Genomic DNA, 23,346 nt, shown 5'->3' with positions numbered 1-23,346 from the left:
GTTGTCTACTTTTGCTCTCACTCAATATGAGATAAAGTATTTATTATGAGTTTTTTAAATTTAATATTATGGACTTGAAGAAAGCATTGTTTGTTTGCTTGTTGTTCTATTATGGAACAAGCGCTAACTCCGCTTTACCGGAACATTCTTCTATGTCTGGTAAGACTAATATGTCGGAGCAAGCGAAAGGTATTCGTATCAGTGGTACGATAACCGATAAGGACAAGAATCCTCTTCCTGGTGTGAATGTACGTGTACTGGAACAGACAGGGACTGGAGTGATTACGGATATGGACGGACATTTTTATTTGAATGTACCCGGAAAGAATTCTGTAATAGAGATTTCGTATATTGGCTTCAAAACTCAACAAATAAAAGTTGGAAGTAAGATTAATTTTGATGTAATTTTAGAAGAAGATATTGAAGCCTTGGATGAAGTTGTAGTTACTGGATATGGTAGTCAGAAGAAAATGTCGGTTATCGGTTCTATCGAGACATTACAGCCTAAGAAGTTACAGGTTGGTGCCACACGCTCTTTGTCTAATAATCTGGCAGGACAGATTGCCGGTGTGATAGCGGTTCAACGTTCGGGAGAACCGGGTTACGATTCCTCGAATTTTTGGATTCGCGGTATTGCTTCTTTCTCCGGTGGACAATCTCCGTTAGTGTTGGTAGATGGTATCGAGCGCGACTTGAATAACATAGACCCCGCTGAAATTGAATCTTTCTCAGTATTGAAAGATGCATCGGCGAGTGCTATGTATGGTGTACGTGGTGCAAATGGTGTCATTGTTATCAATACGAAGCGTGGTAAAGTAGGAGCTCCTTCTGTCAATTTGCGTGTGGAACATTCTATTGCAGAGCCGACAAAACTTCCGGATTTTATTGGGGCAGCCGATCATATGGCATTGATAAATGAAATAACAGAGAATAAGTCGCGTTTGCCTTTCAGTCAGGAGCAGATTGACAGAACGAGATATGGTTATGACAGAGATTTGTATCCGGATGTAAATTGGCTGGATGAAATAACAAAGGATTATGCTTATTCTACTCGTGCGAATCTGACTGTATCAGGTGGTTCCGATTTCCTGCGCTATTCGTTGGTTGGTTCTTATTTCGGTGAGAAGGGAATCATGGAGACGGATAAGTCTTTGCCTTATGATACAGGAACGAAACTAACTCGTTATAATATGCGTGCGAATGTTGACTTGGATGTGACTAAGACAACAGTGCTGCGTTTAAATGTCGGTGGGTTCCTCCAAACACACCGCAAACAGGCATTTAGTACGGACGATGCTTTTGATAGAGCGTTTATAACTTCTCCTTTCGTGTATCCTGCCCGCTATTCAGATGGGACTATTCCAATTATGGCTATTAATGATGTGAACCCTTGGGCAGCGGTGACACAGCAAGGTTACGACGTAGTTACAGCTTCACAGATTCAGTCACTCTTTGCTATTGAACAGAATCTGAAGATGATCACGCCGGGATTAAAAGCGAAAGTAACCTTTTCTTTCGACCGTTGGAATCAGAGTTCGATTACAAGGGGAAAGGATGCTACTTATCATAGTATTGCTACCGGACGTGACATTGAAGGTAATCTGATTCATTCTGTACTTAAATATGGAGATGACTCTTTGGGACATGGAAATAAAGGGGAATATGGAAATTCGAGGGTTTATTTTGAAGGAACATTAACGTATGCTCACACTTTCGGAAAGCATGACGTAGATGCATTGTTTCTGTATAATCAGCAAAGTTATGATAATGGTAGTGTACAACCTTATAGAAAACAAGGTATTGCGGGTAGATTGTCTTATACTTTCGATAGCCGTTATGTGACGGAGTTCAACTTTGGATATAATGGTTCAGAGAATTTTGCTAAAGGTAAACGTTTCGGCTTTTTCCCTTCTGTGGCAGTCGGATGGTTATTGTCTGAAGAACCTTTCATGGATCGTTTCAGAAATACATTGAGTAAATTGAAATTAAGAGGTTCTATAGGAAAAGTTGGTAATGATGATATCGGAGGACGCCGTTTTGCCTATATAACAACATTGAATACCAATGCAGATAAGTATAACTGGGGTGATACAGGACAGATTGGTCGTACCGGTATTTCAGAAGGAGAAGTTGGAGTTGAAAATCTTACCTGGGAAACAGCTCTGAAAATGAACCTTGGTTTTGAACTGGGATTATGGAATGAATTGGAATTACAGGTAGATGTTTTCAAAGAAAAACGTACCAATATCTTTATGCAGCGTAAGATTATTCCTTCACAGACAGGATTCTTGACTAACCCTTGGGCCAATTTTGGTGAAGTGACTAACCGCGGTGTGGAATTCTCCTTAAACTATAATAAACAAATTAATAAAGATTGGTTTGTAGGTTTCCGTTCTAATTTCACATATGCTATTAATAGGGTGGACGAATACGATGAGCCAGAAACTGTGAAAGGTACATACAGAGGATTGACAGGCCGTTCATTAAATACTTTGTATGGATTGCAGGCAGAAAGATTGTTTACAGAAGATGATTTCGATGCGAATGGTAATTTGAAATTCGGTATACCGACACAGGACGTTGGAGCTTCAAAAGTACGTCCCGGTGATATCAAATATATAGATATGAATGGCGATGGCATTATCACTGATGCGGATGAAGGATACATTGGTGGAACGGTAGACCCGCGTATTGTTTATGGTTTCGGAGGTAATGTGAGCTACAAAAACTGGGATTTGAATTTCTTCTTCCAGGGAACAGGTGATACTTATCGTGTGATTGGTGGAACTACGTATTTCATTCCGGGTAGTGGACAAACATTACAAGGCAATGTCTACTCTAATTATAACGACAGATGGACAGAAGAGAATCCTTCCCAAGATGTATTCTGGCCGAGATTGACGGAGGAACCTAACAGACAGAACTACCGGAATTCTACATGGTGGAAAAAGAATATGCGTTTTATGCGTTTGAAAACGCTGGAACTTGGATATACTTTACCGCAATCTGTAACTGATAAGATACATTCTAAAGCTATTCGTTTTTACGTGAGTGGTAATAATTTATTCTGTTTCTCTCCTTTCAAACTGTGGGATCCGGAATTAAATACGAACACCGGTCTGCGTTACCCGGCTATGCGTTCTGTAATGTTTGGAGTTGACCTGAATTTCTAATTAAAAAAAATGACGATAATGAAACTTAAGAAATATATAGTTGCTGGTTTAATAGGCATCGTATCGTTGGGTTCCTGTACGTATCTTGATAAAGAACCGGATACGGAAATTGATATAGACATGGTCTTTGAGAATAAGACAAAAGTAGAATCATGGCTGGCCAATGTATACAGCCGTATCCCTAATCCGGGTAATGACTGGTTAAATACGTATGGTTGGGAAGTGTTTGCAGATGACTTGACTGCTTCTGCACGTTGGCAGCAATGGGACTGGCCCAATATCACCAAGATTTTTGGTGGATGGACACCGAATACACAATGGGCAGGAAATTTCTGGGATGGTCTTCCGAGAAAAATACGTCAGGCTTATATTTTTATAGAACGTGTACATGCATTACCTGATTCCGACCTTCCTCAGAGAGAAGTGGATTATATGAAAGCGGAAGCACGTTTCCTTGCGGCCTATTATTGGTGGCAATTATTGGAGACATACGGTCCTATCCCATTTAGACCGAATTACATTGCTCCGACTGACTTTACTCTTTCAGATTTAATGGTCGGACAAAGACCTTTTGATGAGATTGTCAGCCATTTGGATAATGAGATGTTGGAAGCATCTAAACAATTGCCTGCTGTATGGCAGAGTGTGGAGAAATATGGTCGTATAACTTCAGTTATGTGTCTAACTGTTCGTGCGAAGATGTTATTATTTGCTGCAAGTCCGTTGGTAAATGGAAATGAGTGGTACATTGGACATAAGAATAAAGAAGGTGAGGAATTGTTCAATTCTACTTATAGCCAGGAAAAATGGGTGAAAGCGGCAGAAGCCTGCAAACGATTGCTTGATGTAGCAGAGCAAGCCGGTTATCGTTTGTACGTAGAATATAATGATGAGGGAGAAATAGACCCGTTTACTTCGCTTGAAAATCTTTGGTTTACGAAATTTCAAGATGGAAATAAGGAGATATTGTTCCCATATACAAAAGAAGATGCTTATCAAAGTTACCAGTTCTATACGAATAAAGCTGTAACTAAAGAATATGGTGGTGGAAATGGTTTAGGTGTATATCAAGGTTTGGTGGACGCGTTCTTCATGAAGAATGGGCTTCCGAAAGACGATGATAATTCGAAATATGTAGAAGAAGGTTTTTCAACGGAGACAGAAACCCGATCTACTAATTGGACTGGTGGTACAGGGCAAAAGGGAGAAATAACTGCCGAAGGTACATATAATATGTATTGTAATCGCGAACCTCGTTTTTATACTACAGTAAGTTATAATGGTTCTTGGTATGCTTTGGCAGAGCGTAAATTCGAATTCTTTAAGAATCAGAAAGATAATGATTATACACATGATGCACCCCAAAATGGTTATTTGGTTCGTAAGAAAGTATATTCACAGGATAATCCGAAGAATGGTAGTTACAAATGGCGTCAAATGTTCCTATATCGTTTAGCTGCTTCCTATTTGGATTATGCTGAGGCTGTTAATGAGGCTTATGATAATAGAGCATCTCGTGAGGATGCATTAAAATATGTGAATAAAGTCCGTGAACGTGCAGGCGTGCGCCAATATACGTTGGATGCCGTAGCGGCAGATGATGCAAAATACATTCATGTAGATGACAATCAACTGGCAGTACGTGAGGCAGTTCGTATGGAACGCCGTGTTGAACTTTGCTGTGAAGGATCACGCTGGTCGGATATCCGTCGATGGAGAATTGTGGAACAGCTCCCGGAGATGTGTGGAGATGATTATGGTATGAATTTCGCAGGAACAAATAGTCAGGAATTTTATAAGAGAACCGTATTCCAGACACGTGTGTGGAAAAGGGCGATGTACTGGTTCCCGGTATATATAGATGAAATGAATAAGAACACGAACTTGGTTCAGGCGCCTTTCTGGAATTAATTAAATGAAAAGCATAATTATGAATAAGATAATGAAACTAATATGCTTGCTCTTTCTTATGTTGATAGTAGCGAGCTGTAATAAAGATCCGGAGTATTACACGCTTGAAACTCCTGTAGATCAGATGCTTTTGAAGGCTTCTTCTTCTGAAATTACTTTGGAGAAAGAAAAAGAGAATGAAGCAGCTGTTATATTTACATGGGATGCTGCAGCTCAACGTGGAGGAGCTGATGCTACTATCACCTATTTTTTCAGAATGTATATGGCAGACTTACACTCTAATGTGACAGATTTGTATGAGATTGAATCGGAAGAGCGTTCCATTAGTTTCACGCATAAGGAGTTAAATGATATACTGGCTTCTTGGAGTATACTTCCTGGGGATAAGGTGACTATTGAAGCAGAGGTTATAGGACAGGTCAATTCATCTGTAGAATACTTGAAACCGGAGTTGTCGAAGACGCAATTGAATGTGATCGGATATGATAAGAATGCTACTGCGATATATATGGTGATGGTGGATGATGCTGGAGAGAAAACTGTTCGCCGAATGACCGAGAAGGTTGTGGGTTCAGGAGTATATCAGTCGACAGCAGAATTGAAGCCATGTGAGTACTTCTTTGCACTTAGTCCGGATTCTGATTATCCATGCTACATGAAAGCTGAGAATGGAGATAATTCTTTGCAATATGTGGCAGAAGCAGGGAATGGTGAGATGTTTGAAAATACAAAAAGCGGTACCTATACAATAGTTGTGGACTTAAATCGTTTGGATGTGAATATCGTTAGTATTTACCCTTTACCGCAAGGTGGGATTTGGATTGTTGGCGATGCCAGTACCATCGGATGGGATTGGGGTAAAATGAAAAAGGAAGGTGCATTTGTGAATAATGATCCACGCCATCCAGAACGTTGGACGTATACAGGTAACTTTTATGGCGGTAAAGAGTTTAAGTTGGCGTTGGAGCCGAATGGAGCAGATTTTGCAGGAAAATTCTTTTTTGCTCCTTCACAAGGAGCAAATCCGGGCGTAGAACATGAACTCGGAGAAGCAAGGTATCAGGATAATGGCGGTGACTTGAAATGGATTGTTGCTGCTGATGGTAAATACATTTTGACAGTAGACCTTAATGAGATGAAGATATATTTGGAGCCGACTGAATAATCTCCATAAGAAGTAAATTAAAATATGAAAATCATGAAAAAACTGTTTATAATACTATATCTGCTTACTAATATATTTGTATTGGGAGCATGTGGAGATGTGGAAAGTGAGGGTGACCCACAACCACGTGTACCGAGAGTAGAAGTGGAATCTGATGATTATTATGTACAGATTACACAGGAAAATATGGATGGGGTTGCTTTTGTCTACCGTTGGCTGGATATAGAAACAGCATCGAAGTATGTTATGACTTTAGGACTGCAGGTAGATGGAGAAATAACTGAAACAATGGGTGTGGAAGATAAAAGCATACTTACTTATAACGGAGTACGCGAACAGCTTTTTACCAATCAACAGATAATGGAATATATGAAAGCTTTTGGAGTGGACGAAAAAGAAGCTCAGTTTAGCATTACATTGGAAGCGTTTCAGTCGGATGGTATGCCAATTACTTCAGAAACGGACAAAGAATCAAAGACTTCCATAATCCATATTGTATTGGGACCTGGTGTTGAATTGAATTCGAGTATGGAATAGATTAGTAAAATTAATAAAAACTGAGAACTTATGTTATACTTACAACATACAATTACGCTTGGAATATTTTCCCTGCTTACATGGGGGTGTGGTAACAGCGATAAACAGAAAGGTGAAGCAGAACAAGCTCCATTGGCAGACAAAGTGTGGTATTCAAATCCTGTCATCGATTCCGATAATCCGGATCCGACAGTGATAAAAGCGGAAGACGGATATTTCTATTTGTATGCTACCGGAGGAAATACATGGATACACAAATCCAAAGACTTGGTTCACTGGACTTATGTGGGCGGTGCTTACGAGGATGATAAAAAACCGTCATGGGAACCGGAAGCAGGTATTTGGGCGCCGGATATCAATTATATCAATGGAAAATATGTGATGTATTACTCCTTGTCCAAGTGGGGAGGTGGAGCAACTTGTGGTATTGGTGTTTCTGTTTCGGACAAGCCGGAAGGACCGTTTACCGATCAAGGCAAATTATTCCGTAGCAATGAGATCGATGTTCATAATAGTATCGACCCTTTCTATATTGAAGATAATGGTAAAAAATATCTTTTCTGGGGAAGCTGGTATGGTATTTGGGGTATTGAATTGACTGAAGACGGTCTTGGACTGAAAGGAGGTATTGAAAATGCAAAAGCGACAAAAATACAGGTTGCTGCCAATACTGGAGGTACCAATGCTTATGAAGGATCATATATCTTGAAAAGAGGTAAATACTATTATTTGTTCTGCTCTACAGGTACTTGCTGTGACGGTGCAAATAGTACATACCAGACAGTTGTATGTCGTTCCACCGAGCTTTTTGGTCCTTATTTGAATAAATCAGGTGACAACATGAATGATAATAAACATGAGGTACTGATACACAGAAATGATGCGTTTCTGGGGACAGGGCACAATGCTGAAATAGTGCAGGATGATGAAGGTAAAGATTGGATTATCTATCATGCTTACCGGACTGCCGATCCATCTTTAGGTCGTGTAGTATTGCTTGATAGAGTTTATTGGGATGACGATGATTGGCCGTATCTCGTAGGGGACGGACCGGTTGTGAAGGCGGAAGCTCCGACTTTCAAGAAGAGTAAGTAGTTGACATAGGGTGGTTGTAGCTATGATAACTGCAACGACCCTATTTTATTCTCGAATTATAAATTTATTGCTTTTAAATGTTATCATGAAAAGAGGATTATTGCTTTTACTCTGTGTCATGCAGAGTTTTATATTTGTATTGCATGCGCAAAACACACAGCGAAATATTGCTTATACAGATGGCAATGTAAGATTTACAGTCATTTCTGATGGAGCAATCCGTCTGGAATATGCACCGGATGGGAAATTCGTGGACGATAGATCTCACATCGTTGTGAATCGTAACTATCCCCAGGTAGATTACAAGCTAAAAACAAGAGGAGGATGGGTTGAAATAACGACTTCCAAAATGAAGATGCGTTATAAGAAAAAGAGTGGACAGTTTACAGATAAGAACTTGGTTATCACTGCCTCTAAAGAAATATTACCTTTTACTTGGAAACCCGGTATGCAACAGAAGGGCAACTTGAAAGGAACCTATCGTACATTGGATGGTATGGATGGTGATACACAGACACAAACATGGGTGGCTGATACAAAGAAAGGTGATAAACTGAAACTGGAAGATGGCCTGTTGGCTACGGACGGTTGGACTCTGATTGATGATTCTCAGGGACTTTTGTTTGATGATAATAAAGATTGGGATTGGGTGAAAGAGCGTCCGGCTAATGGCGGACAGGATTGGTATTTCATGGCATATGGACATGACTATAAAGCTGCCTTGAAAGATTATACCCTCTTTGCGGGAAAAGTACCATTACCTCCCCGGTATGCATTTGGTTATTGGTGGTCACGCTATTGGTTATATTCTGACAGGGAGTTCCGTAATCTGATTGATAATTTCCATACTTATCAGATTCCTTTGGATGTATTGGTGGTAGATATGGACTGGCATTATACAGAACAAGGAAAAGGTGGTTGGACCGGTTGGACATGGAATCGTGATTTATTCCCGAACCCAAAGGAGTTTTTGGGATACTTGAAACAGAATGATGTGAAAATCACCCTTAACTTACATCCGGCGGATGGAGTAGCTTCTTATGAAGAAAAATATTCTGGATTAGCAAAAGATATGGGAGTTGATCCTCAGTCCAAACAGACTATTCCATGGATAAATTCAGATAAGAAGTTTATTAAAAATATGTTTAAGAATGTATTGACGCCAATGGAGAAAGATGGTGTTGATTTTTGGTGGCTGGACTGGCAACAAAGGATATATGATCCGAAGGTGAAGAATTTGAGCAACACTTGGTGGATTAATTATGCTTTCTTTAGTAATATGGAAAAGAACAGGGACACACGTCCGATGCTATATCACCGTTGGGGAGGTTTGGGTAATCATCGCTATCAGGTGGGGTTCTCCGGTGATGCAGTTGTTTCATGGAAATCATTAGATTTTCAGCCTTACTTCAACTCGACAGCTTCCAATGTATTATATGGTTATTGGAGTCATGACCTAGGAGGACATATCGGTGAAAGTATAGATCCGGAAATGTACACTCGTTGGTTGCAATTCGGAGCCTTAAGCCCGATTATGCGTACACATTCTCAAAAAAGTGCCGGTTTGAATAAGGAACCATGGGTATTCAACAAAGAATATTGTGATGTTCTTCGTAAGACAATCCAGCAACGTTATGAGATGGCGCCTTATATTTATACAATGGCTCGTAAAGGTTATGATGAAGGATTATCACTTTGCCGTCCGATGTATTATGATCATCCGGATAATAAGGAAGCATATGAGTTCCGTAATGAATATATGTTTGGAGATGATATTCTGGTTGCTCCTGCCACAGCTCCTGCAAAAGATGGTTATGTACAAGTGCGTGTGTGGCTGCCCGAAGGTGAATGGTATGAGTTGCATACAGGTACCTTACTGAAAGGAGGACAAATAGTGGAACGTCCTTTTGCTATTGACGAATATCCGATTTATGTAAAAGCGGGAGCGGTATTGCCGATGTATACAAGAAAGGTGATGAACCTGAACGGTAATGATGAGGAGGTTGTTGTTACCGTATTCCCTGGTGGAAATGGAATTTCGTCCTTTAATTTTTATGAAGATAATGGAAATGATAAGAACTATGCTTCGGAATATGCTGTGACTAAATTAACATCTTTCAGCCAAGGGCAGGAACGAACGATTGTTATCGGTAAACGTGATGGCCGATATAAAGATATGCCTGAATCTCGTTCATTCAAAGTGAAAGTGCTCTCATCACTTGTTCCTCAGTCTGTCACTGTAAATGGTCAACCTGCCAAATATGAATATTTGGGTGAAGAGTTTGCTCTTTCGGTTGATTTGCCTGTTTTGTCATGTGATCAGGAAAAGGTTATTAAAATAGTTTATCCTACGGAAACAGCTGATATGAACGGCTTGTTGGGAGTATCTAGACGAATAGCTAAATCTATGGAGCAGTTAAAATACCGTGATTCATATATTTGCTTTAAGGAAGAATTTGGTAAAATGGGAAGTCTGAGTGAAGCGGTAATCTATGCACCGGAGAAGATCTCTTCTTTAGTTTCCGATTTTTGGAAAAGTTATACTGACCTCCCGGAGGTTTTGAAGCGTCAGGGTTTGAATGACGAAAATAAAGCTTGGTTTTTGCAATCTATTTGCTGGAGCAAGCAATAGTATGAGAAATGTAATAGTGGGGTGATAAAAGCTCCCACTATTTTTTTATATAAGTAATGAAGGGCAAGCCAGATACTACTGTAGTTGATATTTTCTGATGTTGCTCCATTTTAGAAAGAGTTTGTATTTTTATGACCATTTATACAACTATGCTATATGTAATATCACTTTCGGGGGGGGAGATATAGGTTGGATGATAATAGAGAAAAGCACACAACATAAGCTAAAATAGTAAAAGTGCTCCAAAACATACTAGGATAGCTGTTTTATAGGTTTTTGACCTGTTTTTGTCATTTATTGAACCGTTATTTTTATTCTATTAATAGGATAGCGTTTTATTTTGCATTTCGTTAATAGTGCACATTGGAATAATGCATAGTTATTTTTTCTTTTGATTTTTATATTTATTGTTTAACGAATAATTTAATACAATGAAAAGTCTTTTTAAAACAAAAAAAGGAGGGAAACAGGTTAGGTTTGTATTGTTTTCCTTGATTTGCTTGGGTGGATTGGGTAGTTGCATGGACAAAAATGTGGAAGTAAATCTTCCGTCTTATGTAGCTTCTGATCCTAATGTTGAAGTTGTTTTTACTGACTATTCTCCTTTGGAAGGTGCTGTACGCACGAACATGTTTATCAATGGTAGTAATTTTGGGACTGATCCCTCACTGATACGAGTGGTTGTCGGTGGTAAGGAAGCGAAGGTTGTTAGCTCTTCCGGTACACAGATTTATTGTATTGTTCCTTCCCGTGCGGATGGAGGGTCTGTGCAGGTGGATATATTGAATAAAGATAAAAGTTTGAATGCTACCTATACATTTGACCAAAAGTTCTCTTATCAGTATAATGTAGTTGTCGGCACGTTGTGCGGTGTAGTAGATAGTGAAGGCAATACTTCTATTACGGATGGTAATTTTGATAAAGCAGGAACTCAAACTCCTCTTGCCATGTACTATGACGAATCATCAGGCGAACGTTGCATTTATTTTTTCGAGAATGAACATAGTTTACGTAAAATTTATCTAGATAAGGATTCCATAGCTACTGTGATTACTAATGGTGCTGCTGGTTGGAGTAGTGCTCCGAGTGGACTTGGCTGGAGTGTGGACAGGGATACTATGTTTGTGAACTGTCCGCAGGGGAATGTAGAACGTGCAGGAGCTTATTACCTACTTCGTAAAGAAAATTTTAAAAACTCTTATCCGGCTTTAAATGGAGATGATTTCAATACATTATTCACGCATCCTATAGATGGTACTATCTTTTTGTGTCGTGGTCGTGATGCTACGCTTCATAAAGCGGTTTGGAATGAGAAGACACAAATGTGGGATCCGAAGCAGATTGCCAAGATGGGACCAAGCGGCTGGTTCCAATGTGTTACTTTTCATCCAAGTGGAAATTTTGCCTATTTAATAGCACGTGACAAGCAATGTGTGATGAAAGCAGAATATAATTGGGCTGGTAAATATCTGGAAACTCCTATTACTTTTGCTGGAGAGTTCGGATCATATGGTTACAAGGACGCATCCCAGAATTCTGCCCGTTTTGATAATCCAATGCAAGGGTGTTTTGTGTTGAACGAAGAATATGTGGCAGAGCAACGTGCGGATATATATGATTTTTATCTTACTGATGCTGCCAATCATTGTATTCGTAAGATCACTCCTGATGGTATTGTTACAACGTTTGCCGGTCGTGGAAGTTATTCGACAGATCAGATCGTGTCAGGATATATTGACGGTGATCCTCGTGAAACAGCACGTTTCAACTATCCTTTAGGACTTTGTTATGAAGAGTCTACAGGTACTTTCTATGTTGGTGACAACGGTAATCACCGTGTTCGTACCATTGCATTACAGTAAATTGATGATTAACACACAATTCTTATTTTATGAGGAAATTTTTATTTATGATATTATTATTGACAACAGGTTACGTCATTGATATGTATGCCCAGAGTCAGACGATAGAGGTAACCGGTATGGTCAGAGATGCCGAAAAGATACCTTTGGCTGGAGTCAATATTTCGGTAAAGAATGTTGCAGGTTTGGGAGTTATCACCAACATTGATGGTGAGTATAAGATTAAAATAGCTCCTTACAGTACGCTGATCTTTTCTTATATAGGATTTGAAACACAAGAAGTCCTGATAAAGGATAATATGAGTAAGATTGATGTCACATTGCGAGAATCTTCTGCTAGTGTGATTGATGAAGTGGTTATCACCGGTACAGGTGCTCAAAAGAAAATAACAATGACAGGTGCAGTTTCTACGGTAGATGTGAATGTGTTGAAGTCATCTCCTACTTCAAGTCTGGCAAATGCATTGGCTGGAAATGTTCCTGGTGTGTTAGCAAGGCAGACTTCCGGTAGACCGGGAGCCAATATGTCAGAATTCTGGATTCGTGGTATCTCTACTTTTGGGGCAGGTTCCGGAGCATTGGTTTTAGTAGATGGATTCGAACGTAGCCTGAATGAAGTCAATGTGGAAGATATTGAGTCATTCTCTGTATTGAAGGATGCTTCAGCTACAGCAATTTATGGTAGTCGTGGTGCAAATGGCGTAGTGTTGATTACTACTAAGAGAGGTAAGGCTGGTAAAATTAATATCAATGCGAAAGTGGAAACTTCTTATAATACACGTACCATGACTCCTGACTTTGTAGATGGTTATACTTACGCTACCATGCTGAACGAATCACGTACAACTCGTTCTCAACAGCCGATGTATTCCCAAGATGAGTTGAGACTGATTCAGACAGGACTGGATCCGGATTTGTATCCGAATGTAGACTGGATGGATGTATTGTTAAGAGACGGTGCAATGACTTATCGTGCTAATCTTGATATAAGTGGCGGTGGTTCTGTGGCACGCTACTTTGTGTCAGCAAGCTATGTTAGCGAGGGAGGTATGTATAAGACAGACGGTAAGTTGAAAGATTATAATACAAATGCCAATTACCAGCGTTGGAACTATCGTATGAATGTAGATTTTGATGTTACAAAGACCACCATGGTGACGGTAGGTGTTTCAGGCTGGCTTTCTACTCAGAATGATCCGGGACTTGGCTCTGATGCATTGTGGAAGTCCGTAATGGGACAAACACCTATTAATATGCCGGTGATTTTTTCGAACGGAAGAATTCCGGCTGCAGGAACAAGTGAACGTACTAATCCATGGGTAATTGCTACACAAACCGGTTATTATGAGGAGTGGCAGAACGTAATTCAAACGAATGCGACTTTGGATCAGAAATTGGATTTTATAACGAAAGGTTTGAAGTTTACCGGACGTTTTGGATTTGATACTTATAACAATAACTATCGTAATCATAAGCAGTGGCCTGAACAATGGCAAGCCGAACGTCAGCGAGATTCTAACGGGGAAATCGTTTTCAAAAAAGTGGCAGAGAAACAGCTGATGTTTCATGAGTCTTCTGCTTCAGGTAACCGTAGGCAGTTTTTGGAGGCTATTTTGCAATATGATCGTCGATTCGGTGATCATTCGGTGGGCGGTACGTTGAAATATACTCAGGATGAATATGTCAACACACAAAGTACAGCCGGCTATGATTGGCTACCTAATAGACACATGGGACTTGCTGGTCGTATTACCTATGGATGGAAATATCGCTATATGGTTGATTTCAACTTTGGTTACAATGGTTCAGAAAATTTTGCCCCAGGCAACCAGTTTGGCTTCTTTCCTGCATACTCAGTAGCATGGAATATTGCGGAAGAACCTATTATTAAGAAGAATCTGAAATGGATGAATATGTTTAAGCTTCGTTATTCTTATGGTAAGGTAGGTAGTGACAATATTGGAACTCGTTTCCCTTATCTGGAGCTTTTTGAAAGTAGAAATCCTTATAATTGGGGAGATTACAATACTCCTAATGTGGATAATGGACAGATTTATAAGCAGATATCTTCTTCTGGTGTGACATGGGAGATTGCTACTAAGCATGATATAGGTGTTGACTTCTCGTTATGGGATGACAGGTTTACTGGTACTGTAGATTATTTTCATGAAACACGTGATGGAATCTTTATGCAGCGTCAAAGTTTGCCAGGAACTTTAGGTTTGAGTTATCTTACACCTAGTGCGAATGTAGGTAAGGTACGTTCTACCGGTTTTGATGGAAATGTGGCTTTCAAACAGGATATAGGCAATGTCAGTCTGACTGTACGCGGTAATTTCACTTATAGTAATAATAAGATTCTGGCTGCTGACGAGGCAAATAGCGCATATCCTTATATACGTGATACAGGGTATCGTGTCAATCAAGCGAAAGGTCTGATAGCTCTTGGCTTATTTAAGGATTATGATGATATACGTAACAGTCCTCAACAAACAGAATGGGGAACAGTAATGCCTGGTGATATTAAATATAAAGATGTGAACAGTGATGGCGTGATTAATGATAGTGATAGGGTACCTATTGGTTCTACAACCCGTCCGAATTTGATTTACGGCTTTGGTATGTCTGCTACATGGAAAGGGTTCGATGTGAATCTACATTTCCAAGGTGCTGGTAAATCCTCTTTCTTTATTGATGGTTTTGGAGTCAGACCATTTAGTGGTGGTGACTGGGGTAACATTCTTACGGATGTAGTAGGAAACTACTGGAGTCTTGGCACGAATGAGAATCCTGATGCCAAATATCCTCGTTTGACCTGGCAGAATAACAGTAACAATAACCGTGAATCGACATATTGGTTGCGTGATGGTTCATATCTGCGCCTGAAAACGGTAGAGGTGGGTTATACACTTCCAAAGAACATCAGTCGTGCAATCTTGATGAATAATGTACGCATCTTCTTTATCGGGACAAATCTGTTAACATTCTCTAAGTTCAAATTATGGGATCCTGAAATGGGGAGCTCTAACGGGCAGCAGTATCCATTGTCTAAAATGCTCACTTTAGGTTTAACTGTTAATATATAATACGAAATATGAAAAAGAAACATATATTGTTTTCCACCATTATCAGTATGGGAATGATGGTTTCCTCTTGTTCAGATTATTTGAGCGTGGAGGGGAAATTGGGAGAAAATACCCAGAGTTTGGAAAATATATTCGAAAATAAAGAATGGTCGGAACAATGGTTGGCGACTGCATACGCTTGGCTGACATGGAGTAACATCGATATTGGTTCGAAAGATAACTGTATTACTAACTTTTCTGACGATATGTGTTATAGCGACCGTAATCTTGAATATCGTGTATTCAAATATTGTGAATATGATGAGAATTGGAAACAAGACTCCTGGGCACAAGCTTATGATGGTATCCGTCATGCCTCGATTTTTATTCATAATATTGACAGAAATAAAGAAATGACTCCGGATGAAATTGTTGATTATAAGGCACAGGCTCGTTTTGTACGCGCTTATTTCTACTGGAAGTTGTTGCAAAAGTACGGGCCTATACCAATTATACCTAATGATGGTGTGATGGACTATAATGCTGCTTATGAGGATCTTTATATCCCACGTAGCACGTATGACGATTGTGTCAACTACATTGCAGAGGAAATGAAGCTTGCAGCGAAAGACTTACCATTGAAACGTGATACACGTAATATGGCACGTCCTACTCGCGGAGCAGCTTTGGCAACTCGCGCAAAAGCATTGCTTTATGCTGCCAGCCCTCTCAATAATCCGCGTCCAACCGATACTGAACGTTTCACGGATTTGGTGGATGATGAAGGACGCTATCTGATGGCTCAAGAATACAATGAAGAAAAGTGGGCAAAGGCGGCAGCAGCTGCTCGTGATGTGGTAGAACTTGGTCGTAAGGGTGTGTATGAGCTACATACGGTCTCAGCTCACTCTACTGGTACAATTGATAATCCGGCAACGATTGCTCCTCCTACGCATGCGGTATATTCTCATGCGGATTTTCCTGCAGGATGGCGGAATATTGACCCGTTACAGTCTTACGAGACACTTTTTAATGGAGTGATTTTTCCTTCGGAAAACAAAGAGATGATTTTTACAACCGGACAGAACAACGGAGATATCAATACGATGATTCAACATCAGATGCCAATAGCATTCGGAGGTTATAATTGTCATGCTATGACAGGTAAGCAATGCGATGCCTATCAGATGAATACCGGAAAACCTTTTGATAAGACGAAAGACTGGACGGGTGATGAAAATTATGTGAGTGCCGAGGAAGCAGCTAGTGGTGATTGGGCACCATTGGTGGAAGGTGTGAATAAACAATATGGACATCGTGAACCACGTTTTTATGCTACGGTAGCATACAATGGTTGCTTATGGAATGGTACTAATGCTGTACAGTCGTATGACCGGAATCTAATCATATGGTATTATCGTGGTGAAGAGAGTGGCTGGAGTAATTCAGGTGATCGTTGGTTGGCTACTGGTATTGGGATCAGGAAATTTGTTAGTTCTCGTGACAACTTTAAGACAGAGGGAGGGGTTATCTCAAAGCCTGTGATTGGTATTCGTTATGCTGACGTGTTGTTATGGTATGCAGAGGCATTAAATGAATTAGGTGCGAGTACTTATCAGATTCCTTCATGGGATGGAACTCAGTCTTATGATATTTCACGTGATAAGAATGAAATGAGTTATGCTATTTCCAGAGTTCGTATTCGTGGAGGAGTTCCCGATTTTGGATCAGATGTTTATGAGAATGCTGATGAGTTCCGCAAGCATTTGAAGCATGAGCGCCAGATAGAGTTATTTGCAGAAAACAGTCGTTACTTTGATCTGCGCCGTTGGAAGGATGCCGAATATGAGGAGTCGCAGCAGATGTATGGTTGCAATGCATATATGAGTAAAACAGAAAGAGACTTATTTCATACTCAAGTGATCAATTCGAACTTGCCGACTACTTTTAGCCGTAAAATGTATTTCTGGCCGATTTCCCATGATCAGTTGAGAAGAAACTTGCGTCTGACTCAGAACCCGGGATGGACATATTATGATTAACCTTATTAAATGGAAAAATATGAAAAATTATATCGTATATTTTATATTGTTATTAACGCTTGTTCTGACTGGTGCATGTAACAATGAATGGGTGGAAGAAGTGTATGTGCAAAATGTCGGATTGAAAGCCCCTGTCAATAGTAAGGGAGTGACTGATGTATATTTGCGTTATCAAGCGAACGGTGAAGTGACTTATCGGCTACCGGTGATTGTAGGTGGCTCTACTATGAATGAAAGAGATCTGGATGTTGCTATTGATGTGGATCCGGATACATTGATTGGTTTGAATGAAGCTCGCTGGAAACAACGTGAAGACTTGTATTTTCAATTGCTGGATAAGAAACACTATGAGTTTGCCTCTCCTACTTGTCATATTCCGGCTGGGGAATGTCAAGGTTTGTTTGATATTAAATTCAAATTTAGCGGACTGGATCTTGTTGATAAATGGGTACTTCCATTGACGATTTTGGATAGTGACTCGTATGATCCGAATCCACGCAAGAATTATCGTAAAGCACTTCTCCGTGTGATGCCGTTTAATGATTATTCAGGAGCTTATGGGGCCACCAATATGTTTGTATATATGATGGATAATACGAGTGCTATGGTTTCAAGTACACGTACCTTGCATGTAGTGAGTGAGAATCAATGCTTCTTCTATGCCGGAGTCATTAGTGAAGAATTGAAGGATAGAGATAAATATAAGATTGTGTTGACTTTTAACGAAAATGGGACACTGACAGCTGAACCTGCCGATCCGACTAATGCCATGAACTTCCGACTTATAGGAGATGCGCCTACTTATACGACTAGCATGTCTTTAGATGAAGTAACTCCTTATTTGGAACATCATTTCACGACGATTTATATGTCATATACGTATGATGATGTGACAACGTATGAAGATAAAGATATCGTTGTACCTTGTCGTGCTGAAGGTAGTATGTTGATGGAACGAAAAGTTAATAGCTTGATTCCTGATACAGACCAAGCTATTCAGTGGTAAAAATGGGAAATATGCCGCAAGAGTAAGATCTTATTGTCTGATATTTATTGATACAAAATATCGTGAGATGATATTCTGTAGAATAAAGCGGAAAGTCAGTTTATAAATAGAGAGAAGGCTATCTTATTATATATAAGTTAGTTTTCTCTTTATTTTTTCAGCAAAAAAACAATAGGTTCTTGACAAATGCTTTTTATTTCCTGATTAGTATCAGAAATGGTGTATCGGCTATAGGCAAAAAGGCTACAAATTTCATGAAATTTGCAGCCTTTTTGTTGTAATAGATAGAGTTGAGAACTCGGAAATCCGATTGCAAAGTTTTTAATAAACTCAAATACTGTTCTTAATAAACTACTCAAAGGTTTATTTAAAACGTGATATCCGTTTATATGGGAAATTGTTCATATTTTTGTATGTTTTCAAGTTTGTGTTTGGAATACTCTTTGCTAAAGGTAACTATAATAAACAAATTAGAAAGTAATCTAATGATACAAGTTATTCGTTTTATGCAAAATTTAGACGTGAAGTTCCAGTATGAAACGGGTTCCTTTGGTATAACTGGTATCTAGCGTCAGGCTACCATTCATTTTTGCGGCGATAAGTGAGCAGATTGGTAATCCTAGCCCATCTCCTGTAGTGAGGTCTTTCACTTCCGTGAAAGGCTTGAAAATATTTTCCTGTTGCTCTGCCGGAATACCGATTCCCGTATCCGTCACGATAAATTGATGAGTATGTGCACCACGTTTCTTGAACTCAAGGCTGATACGTCCTTGTTCGGTGTAGTAGGCTGCATTTTTCAGTAAATAGAGAAGGATACGTTCCAGTTGCTCCTTGTTTGTCTTTACCTGAAGTTTGGGAGCGTTGACTGAAGGAGTAACATCTATTTTTATATGCTCCTTAACCTTATCCATTACATTTTCGCAGAAAGTACCTACGTTGATTTCACCCAATTCATAGAGTTCGGTTAATGAATTCTCTAATGAAGACAGTTCCTGGATATCATCGCTGAATTTCTTCAGAGCAGCGACTTGGCTCTGCATTTGGCTCGCTTCTTGAGGGGCTTTCTGTAAAAGTTCATTCGCAGAGGTAGCCAACGTATTCAAAGTCGGTTCCATCTGTGAGGATATGTTCTGAATGAATTTGGTTTTTAATTCATTATGTTCATTGGCAATCTTCACACTTTTCTTTAATTTGCGGTTGCCGGCTATAAATTTCAGTAATATGGCGGCCAGTATTGCCAGTCCGGCAACGAGGATGACTACAAGAACACACAGACCTATAATGATGTATTGTTTGGCTGATAGTGTGTCGTCTTTTTCTTGTATAGTCAGTTGGCTTTCGTCATATTTCCTTTTCAGTACATTCAGTTCGTCTTGAGCTGTCAGAGCTTTCACGGAGTCTGTCCAAACGATGTAACTTTCATAGGTGCGTTCCATTAAAGGGGCATTATTGGCTTTACGGGCAATTCCGATAAGGTTCTTGTAGCAATCATTCACTTTGGCATAGTCTTTCTTTTCCTTATATTGATTAATCAGTTTGCGGAAACAGGCATCACCTTGCGTGTTTTGGTTAAATGTATAGTAATAGTTGGCTTTTGTATACAGTAAAACCTCTGTCAGTGAGTCATTCTTGGCAAGGTTAGCGGTTTCTTCCAATTTATTCAGCTGTGTTTTTGCTTGGGCTGGATTTTTAAGTGCCGTGTACATCTGCAACCGCTCCTTGTTTACGAGGAAGCGGAGGTCATAAAAGACTTTCTTCTGATTTTGCTCTCCGGTCCATATAAGTTGGTCCATGTCACGACAAAGTTCGAATCCTTCTTTGTAAAAGTTCTCTCTGACGTATAAAGCATTGGCCTGAACACCACATTCTATCGCCTGTGGATAGTTTCCGCGGGTTGCAAATGCTTCGTATGCTTTTTTGAATAAGTAACGCGCTTTGATGTAATCTTTTTGATTGAGACTGCTTTGCGCTTGTTTTTTTAGTTCTGTGGCTCTGTCCTGGGGAGTTTGCGCATAAGCCAATATGCTCAAACAAAATATCATTAAAAGACTTGTTATTGATGTTTTCATATGATTGCATATTTGTTTGTCACAAATGTAAAACAAATATATGAAAAAAGATAGTGTTATCGATGAAATAATTCTCTTATGTTTATATTCATTGTTATTATCCAGCCCAGTTCTCTCTGTCGAGATTCCGATAACTGATAGCCTCTGCCAAATGATTGGGGAGTATTTGTTCTGCTCCTTCCAAATCGGCGATTGTACGGGCAACTTTTAAAATCCGGTCGTAGGCTCGGGCAGATAAATTGAGTCGTTCCATTGCATTTTTTAGCAATGCAAGTCCTTTGGCATCCGGTTGAGCGTACATTGCAAGCAGTTTGCTGTTCATTTGTGCATTGCAATAAATTCCGGTATATTCGGTGTAGCGTCTTTCCTGCATTTGACGGGCTTTTATCACTCGCTGTCTGATGATATTGCTCGATTCTCCCTGTCTTTGATCGGAAATCTTATCAAAGGGTACAGGTACAATCTCTATCTGAATGTCGATGCGATCTAATAATGGACCGGATATCTTATTCAAGTACTTTTGAACCTGTCCGGGGCTGCATACGCATGCTTTTGTCGGATGGTTGTAATATCCACAGGGGCATGGGTTCATGGATGCAATCAGCATCAGATTGGCCGGATAGCTGATAGTACTTTTGATGCGGGAAATAGTGATCTGGCGGTCTTCCAATGGTTGACGCAACACTTCCAGCACTCCTCGGTTGAATTCCGGCAATTCGCTATTCTTAAAATACTTGCACCATTGTAGAAACTTTCTTATCTTTGCGAGAGGTAAAGACTATTATCTGTGCTATTATATTGCATTATAGATAGTTAGCTAATAGTCTTGATTGCAATAATATTAAATGTAACAGATATGAGAGCTGCATTTTTGATTAGGTGCTCAACTAAGAAGCAAGACTATGAGCGACAGGTAAATGACCTAACTAGACTGGCTAAGAAGTTTGGTTATACGTCAAGTGATAATATGATATTTGGTGAGCATATCACTGGTAAAGATGATGCAAGTAAGAGAGATAGGCAGTCTATTCAACGTCTAAAAGATGCTGCTATTAATAAGGAATTTGATGTCGTTTTAGTGTCGGAAGTTAGCCGAATGAGTCGTGACCCTATGTCGGGTCGGTTATATGTTAGACAGCTTATCAACATGGATATTCCTGTGTATTTTAGGGATATTGATACTTGGACTATAGACCCTGTAACTGGCAAGAAAGTTAGAGATGCTGAAACTATTATAGGTGCTGCCTTTGATGCTGCTTGGAAATACATAAAGAGTATGAAAACACAAATAGCATCTGGTAGACGTGATGAACTGGATAACAATCAAATGAGTATAGGACAGCCCTTCTTTGGTTATAAAAGATATGGTGGTAGAGATAAGGGTAAGAAGAATAGTTGGGTGATAAATGATGATGCCGCTAAAGTTGTGGTAGATGTATTTGAAGAATATGTTAAAGACGGTGCAACACTGAAATCTACAGCTTTGGCTATTACTGCCAAGTATGGTGAACAATTTAATAAGAAATTCAGCATAGGGACTATAGAGCATATTTTAACCTTTGAACCTTATTGTACTGGTATAAAGGTTGTATCTCTTACTGACCCAGATACAGAAGATGTAGATGAGTTTGAAGTCGAGATACCTACTATCATAACTAGGGCTATGTTCGATAAAGCCACCACTAAGAGAGCTACAAATAGAACTGCTAGAACTCCTTATCCAAAACAGGCTACTTATATATTGAGTAAACTTCTTAAATGTCCTATCTGTGAACACTCATTAACTCCACAGAAACGTGGTGGAGATAAGGGGGATAAATATAGATTGATGAATGGGAAGGTAGCTATTAGGTGGTCATGTATGTCGGGTATCAATAATGCTACAGATTGTAGTAGTCGCATTACAATTAGTAATGAGAAATTAGAAGCTATTATTTGGGGCTTAGTTAAACAGGAGTTAATAGGATTTGCCAATTTGAATGATGAGGATAGAGTAGCTAGGGTGGTGGAACTTACCGATAAAATAACCAATTTGGAAATGAATATAGCCAACTTTACATCTCATATATCTAACATGGATAGATTGATAGAAAGAGCTTATAGTGCTTATATGGATGCTCCGGATTCTGTAATGGATATAGCTAAAGATAAGTACTATAAAACCCTAACTAAGTGTGAGAATGAGAGAGCGGAGTGCAAGGATAAGATAGAAGCTTTAAATGTAGAGAAGTTAAGATTGGAGAATATGAGGACGTTCTTCAACCAACCTACCTTGCCAAAGGATGCCATTGAGAAGGCAGAATCAGACCCTATTAAAATGAGGAACTTAGTAATGGAACTAGTAGACAAGATATATCCTTATAGGATTACAACCTATGTATCACCAGCTACTAATAGGATAATGAAGAATGGTATAGTTCTATTGGAAGTATATACTATAAATGGAATTTATAATGTCCTATATGACGGTAATCAGAGGAATAATAAGGTAGCCTATTATATTAGCGGTAATTATGCCACATTCCAAAATGGAAAGAATAAGCTTGATGCTTATGATGCCGGAGAGTACTTTGTTATCTCTAATGCCACATTGGTGACTGAAACAGAAGATGTAGATTTAACAGTAACCTTTAATGAACTGATAAAGATATGTATGCAGAATGGTTGGGAAATAGATTATACTTACAAGATGTAATATTTCACTGAATATAATTATTAACTAGTAAATGTGGTTGATTAAATTGAAAATGAGGTTGTGCCAATGTCTTGACACAACCTCACGAAAGATG

At 39.4% G+C, this 23,346-nt stretch carries 12 protein-coding genes and 1 pseudogene; 11 read left to right on the top strand and 2 right to left on the bottom strand.

The window, feature by feature from the left end:
- The first annotated feature begins 68 nt into the window (after positions 1-68).
- The 10 genes from N5O98_RS03585 (at position 69) to N5O98_RS03540 (ending at position 18,488) form a co-directional block, all read left to right on the top strand.
- A complete protein-coding gene (locus N5O98_RS03585; protein WP_004311153.1) occupies positions 69-3,173 on the top strand; it encodes a SusC/RagA family TonB-linked outer membrane protein in 3,105 nt (1,034 codons plus the stop codon).
- Between the two features lie 18 nt (positions 3,174-3,191).
- On the top strand, positions 3,192-5,084 hold the full coding sequence (locus N5O98_RS03580) for a RagB/SusD family nutrient uptake outer membrane protein (protein ID WP_004311154.1): 1,893 nt from the start codon (positions 3,192-3,194) through the stop codon (positions 5,082-5,084).
- 19 nt (positions 5,085-5,103) lie between these two features.
- A complete protein-coding gene (locus tag N5O98_RS03575; RefSeq protein WP_004311155.1) occupies positions 5,104-6,249 on the top strand; it encodes a SusE domain-containing protein in 1,146 nt (381 codons plus the stop codon).
- Between the two features lie 24 nt (positions 6,250-6,273).
- A complete protein-coding gene (locus N5O98_RS03570) occupies positions 6,274-6,786 on the top strand; it encodes a hypothetical protein (protein ID WP_004311156.1) in 513 nt (170 codons plus the stop codon).
- Between the two features lie 30 nt (positions 6,787-6,816).
- Positions 6,817-7,881 (top strand): family 43 glycosylhydrolase, encoded by a 1,065-nt coding sequence (locus N5O98_RS03565; RefSeq protein WP_008646550.1) that lies wholly within the window; start codon positions 6,817-6,819, stop codon positions 7,879-7,881.
- Positions 7,882-7,966: 85 nt separating this feature from the next.
- Positions 7,967-10,513 (top strand): glycoside hydrolase family 31 protein, encoded by a 2,547-nt coding sequence (locus N5O98_RS03560; protein WP_004311159.1) that lies wholly within the window; start codon positions 7,967-7,969, stop codon positions 10,511-10,513.
- Positions 10,514-10,944: 431 nt separating this feature from the next.
- The gene (locus N5O98_RS03555) at positions 10,945-12,375 is read left to right on the top strand and encodes an IPT/TIG domain-containing protein (protein ID WP_022199415.1); all 1,431 of its coding nucleotides are present in this window, start codon (positions 10,945-10,947) and stop codon (positions 12,373-12,375) included.
- Positions 12,376-12,404: 29 nt separating this feature from the next.
- Entirely contained in the window at positions 12,405-15,461 is a 3,057-nt protein-coding gene (locus N5O98_RS03550; protein WP_004311162.1) for a SusC/RagA family TonB-linked outer membrane protein, read from the top strand.
- An 8-nt stretch (positions 15,462-15,469) separates the two neighbouring features.
- Positions 15,470-17,482 (top strand): RagB/SusD family nutrient uptake outer membrane protein, encoded by a 2,013-nt coding sequence (locus N5O98_RS03545; RefSeq protein WP_004311163.1) that lies wholly within the window; start codon positions 15,470-15,472, stop codon positions 17,480-17,482.
- 19 nt (positions 17,483-17,501) lie between these two features.
- Positions 17,502-18,488, top strand: coding sequence for a DUF4973 domain-containing protein (locus tag N5O98_RS03540; protein ID WP_004311164.1), 987 nt, complete (start codon positions 17,502-17,504; stop codon positions 18,486-18,488).
- Positions 18,489-19,003: 515 nt separating this feature from the next.
- On the opposite strand, the gene N5O98_RS03535 is transcribed toward N5O98_RS03540, so the two are convergent.
- Positions 19,004-20,557, bottom strand: coding sequence for a sensor histidine kinase (locus tag N5O98_RS03535; RefSeq protein WP_032852407.1), 1,554 nt, complete (start codon positions 20,555-20,557; stop codon positions 19,004-19,006).
- A gap of 97 nt (positions 20,558-20,654) precedes the next feature.
- Positions 20,655-21,275, bottom strand: a pseudogene (locus tag N5O98_RS03530) (ATP-binding protein); the annotation flags it as partial.
- Between the two features lie 108 nt (positions 21,276-21,383).
- Between N5O98_RS03530 and N5O98_RS03525 the strand changes: the two are divergent.
- A complete protein-coding gene (locus N5O98_RS03525; protein WP_224262824.1) occupies positions 21,384-23,252 on the top strand; it encodes a recombinase family protein in 1,869 nt (622 codons plus the stop codon).
- Positions 23,253-23,346 lie beyond the last annotated feature (94 nt).

The sequence above is a fragment of the Bacteroides sp. LFL-34 genome, assembly GCF_027257075.1.
Lineage (GTDB): Bacteria > Bacteroidota > Bacteroidia > Bacteroidales > Bacteroidaceae > Bacteroides > Bacteroides ovatus.
This window is presented reverse-complemented; position numbering and strand designations above follow the sequence as displayed.

Coding starts and splice junctions, on each gene's coding strand:
- N5O98_RS03565 (WP_008646550.1), top strand. CDS start 6,817: ATGTTATACTTACAACATACAATTACGCTTGGAATATTTTCCCTGCTT.
- N5O98_RS03535 (WP_032852407.1), bottom strand. CDS start 20,557: ATGAAAACATCAATAACAAGTCTTTTAATGATATTTTGTTTGAGCATA.
- N5O98_RS03550 (WP_004311162.1), top strand. CDS start 12,405: ATGAGGAAATTTTTATTTATGATATTATTATTGACAACAGGTTACGTC.
- N5O98_RS03545 (WP_004311163.1), top strand. CDS start 15,470: ATGAAAAAGAAACATATATTGTTTTCCACCATTATCAGTATGGGAATG.
- N5O98_RS03580 (WP_004311154.1), top strand. CDS start 3,192: ATGAAACTTAAGAAATATATAGTTGCTGGTTTAATAGGCATCGTATCG.
- N5O98_RS03560 (WP_004311159.1), top strand. CDS start 7,967: ATGAAAAGAGGATTATTGCTTTTACTCTGTGTCATGCAGAGTTTTATA.
- N5O98_RS03585 (WP_004311153.1), top strand. CDS start 69: ATGGACTTGAAGAAAGCATTGTTTGTTTGCTTGTTGTTCTATTATGGA.
- N5O98_RS03570 (WP_004311156.1), top strand. CDS start 6,274: ATGAAAATCATGAAAAAACTGTTTATAATACTATATCTGCTTACTAAT.
- N5O98_RS03575 (WP_004311155.1), top strand. CDS start 5,104: ATGAATAAGATAATGAAACTAATATGCTTGCTCTTTCTTATGTTGATA.
- N5O98_RS03540 (WP_004311164.1), top strand. CDS start 17,502: ATGAAAAATTATATCGTATATTTTATATTGTTATTAACGCTTGTTCTG.
- N5O98_RS03555 (WP_022199415.1), top strand. CDS start 10,945: ATGAAAAGTCTTTTTAAAACAAAAAAAGGAGGGAAACAGGTTAGGTTT.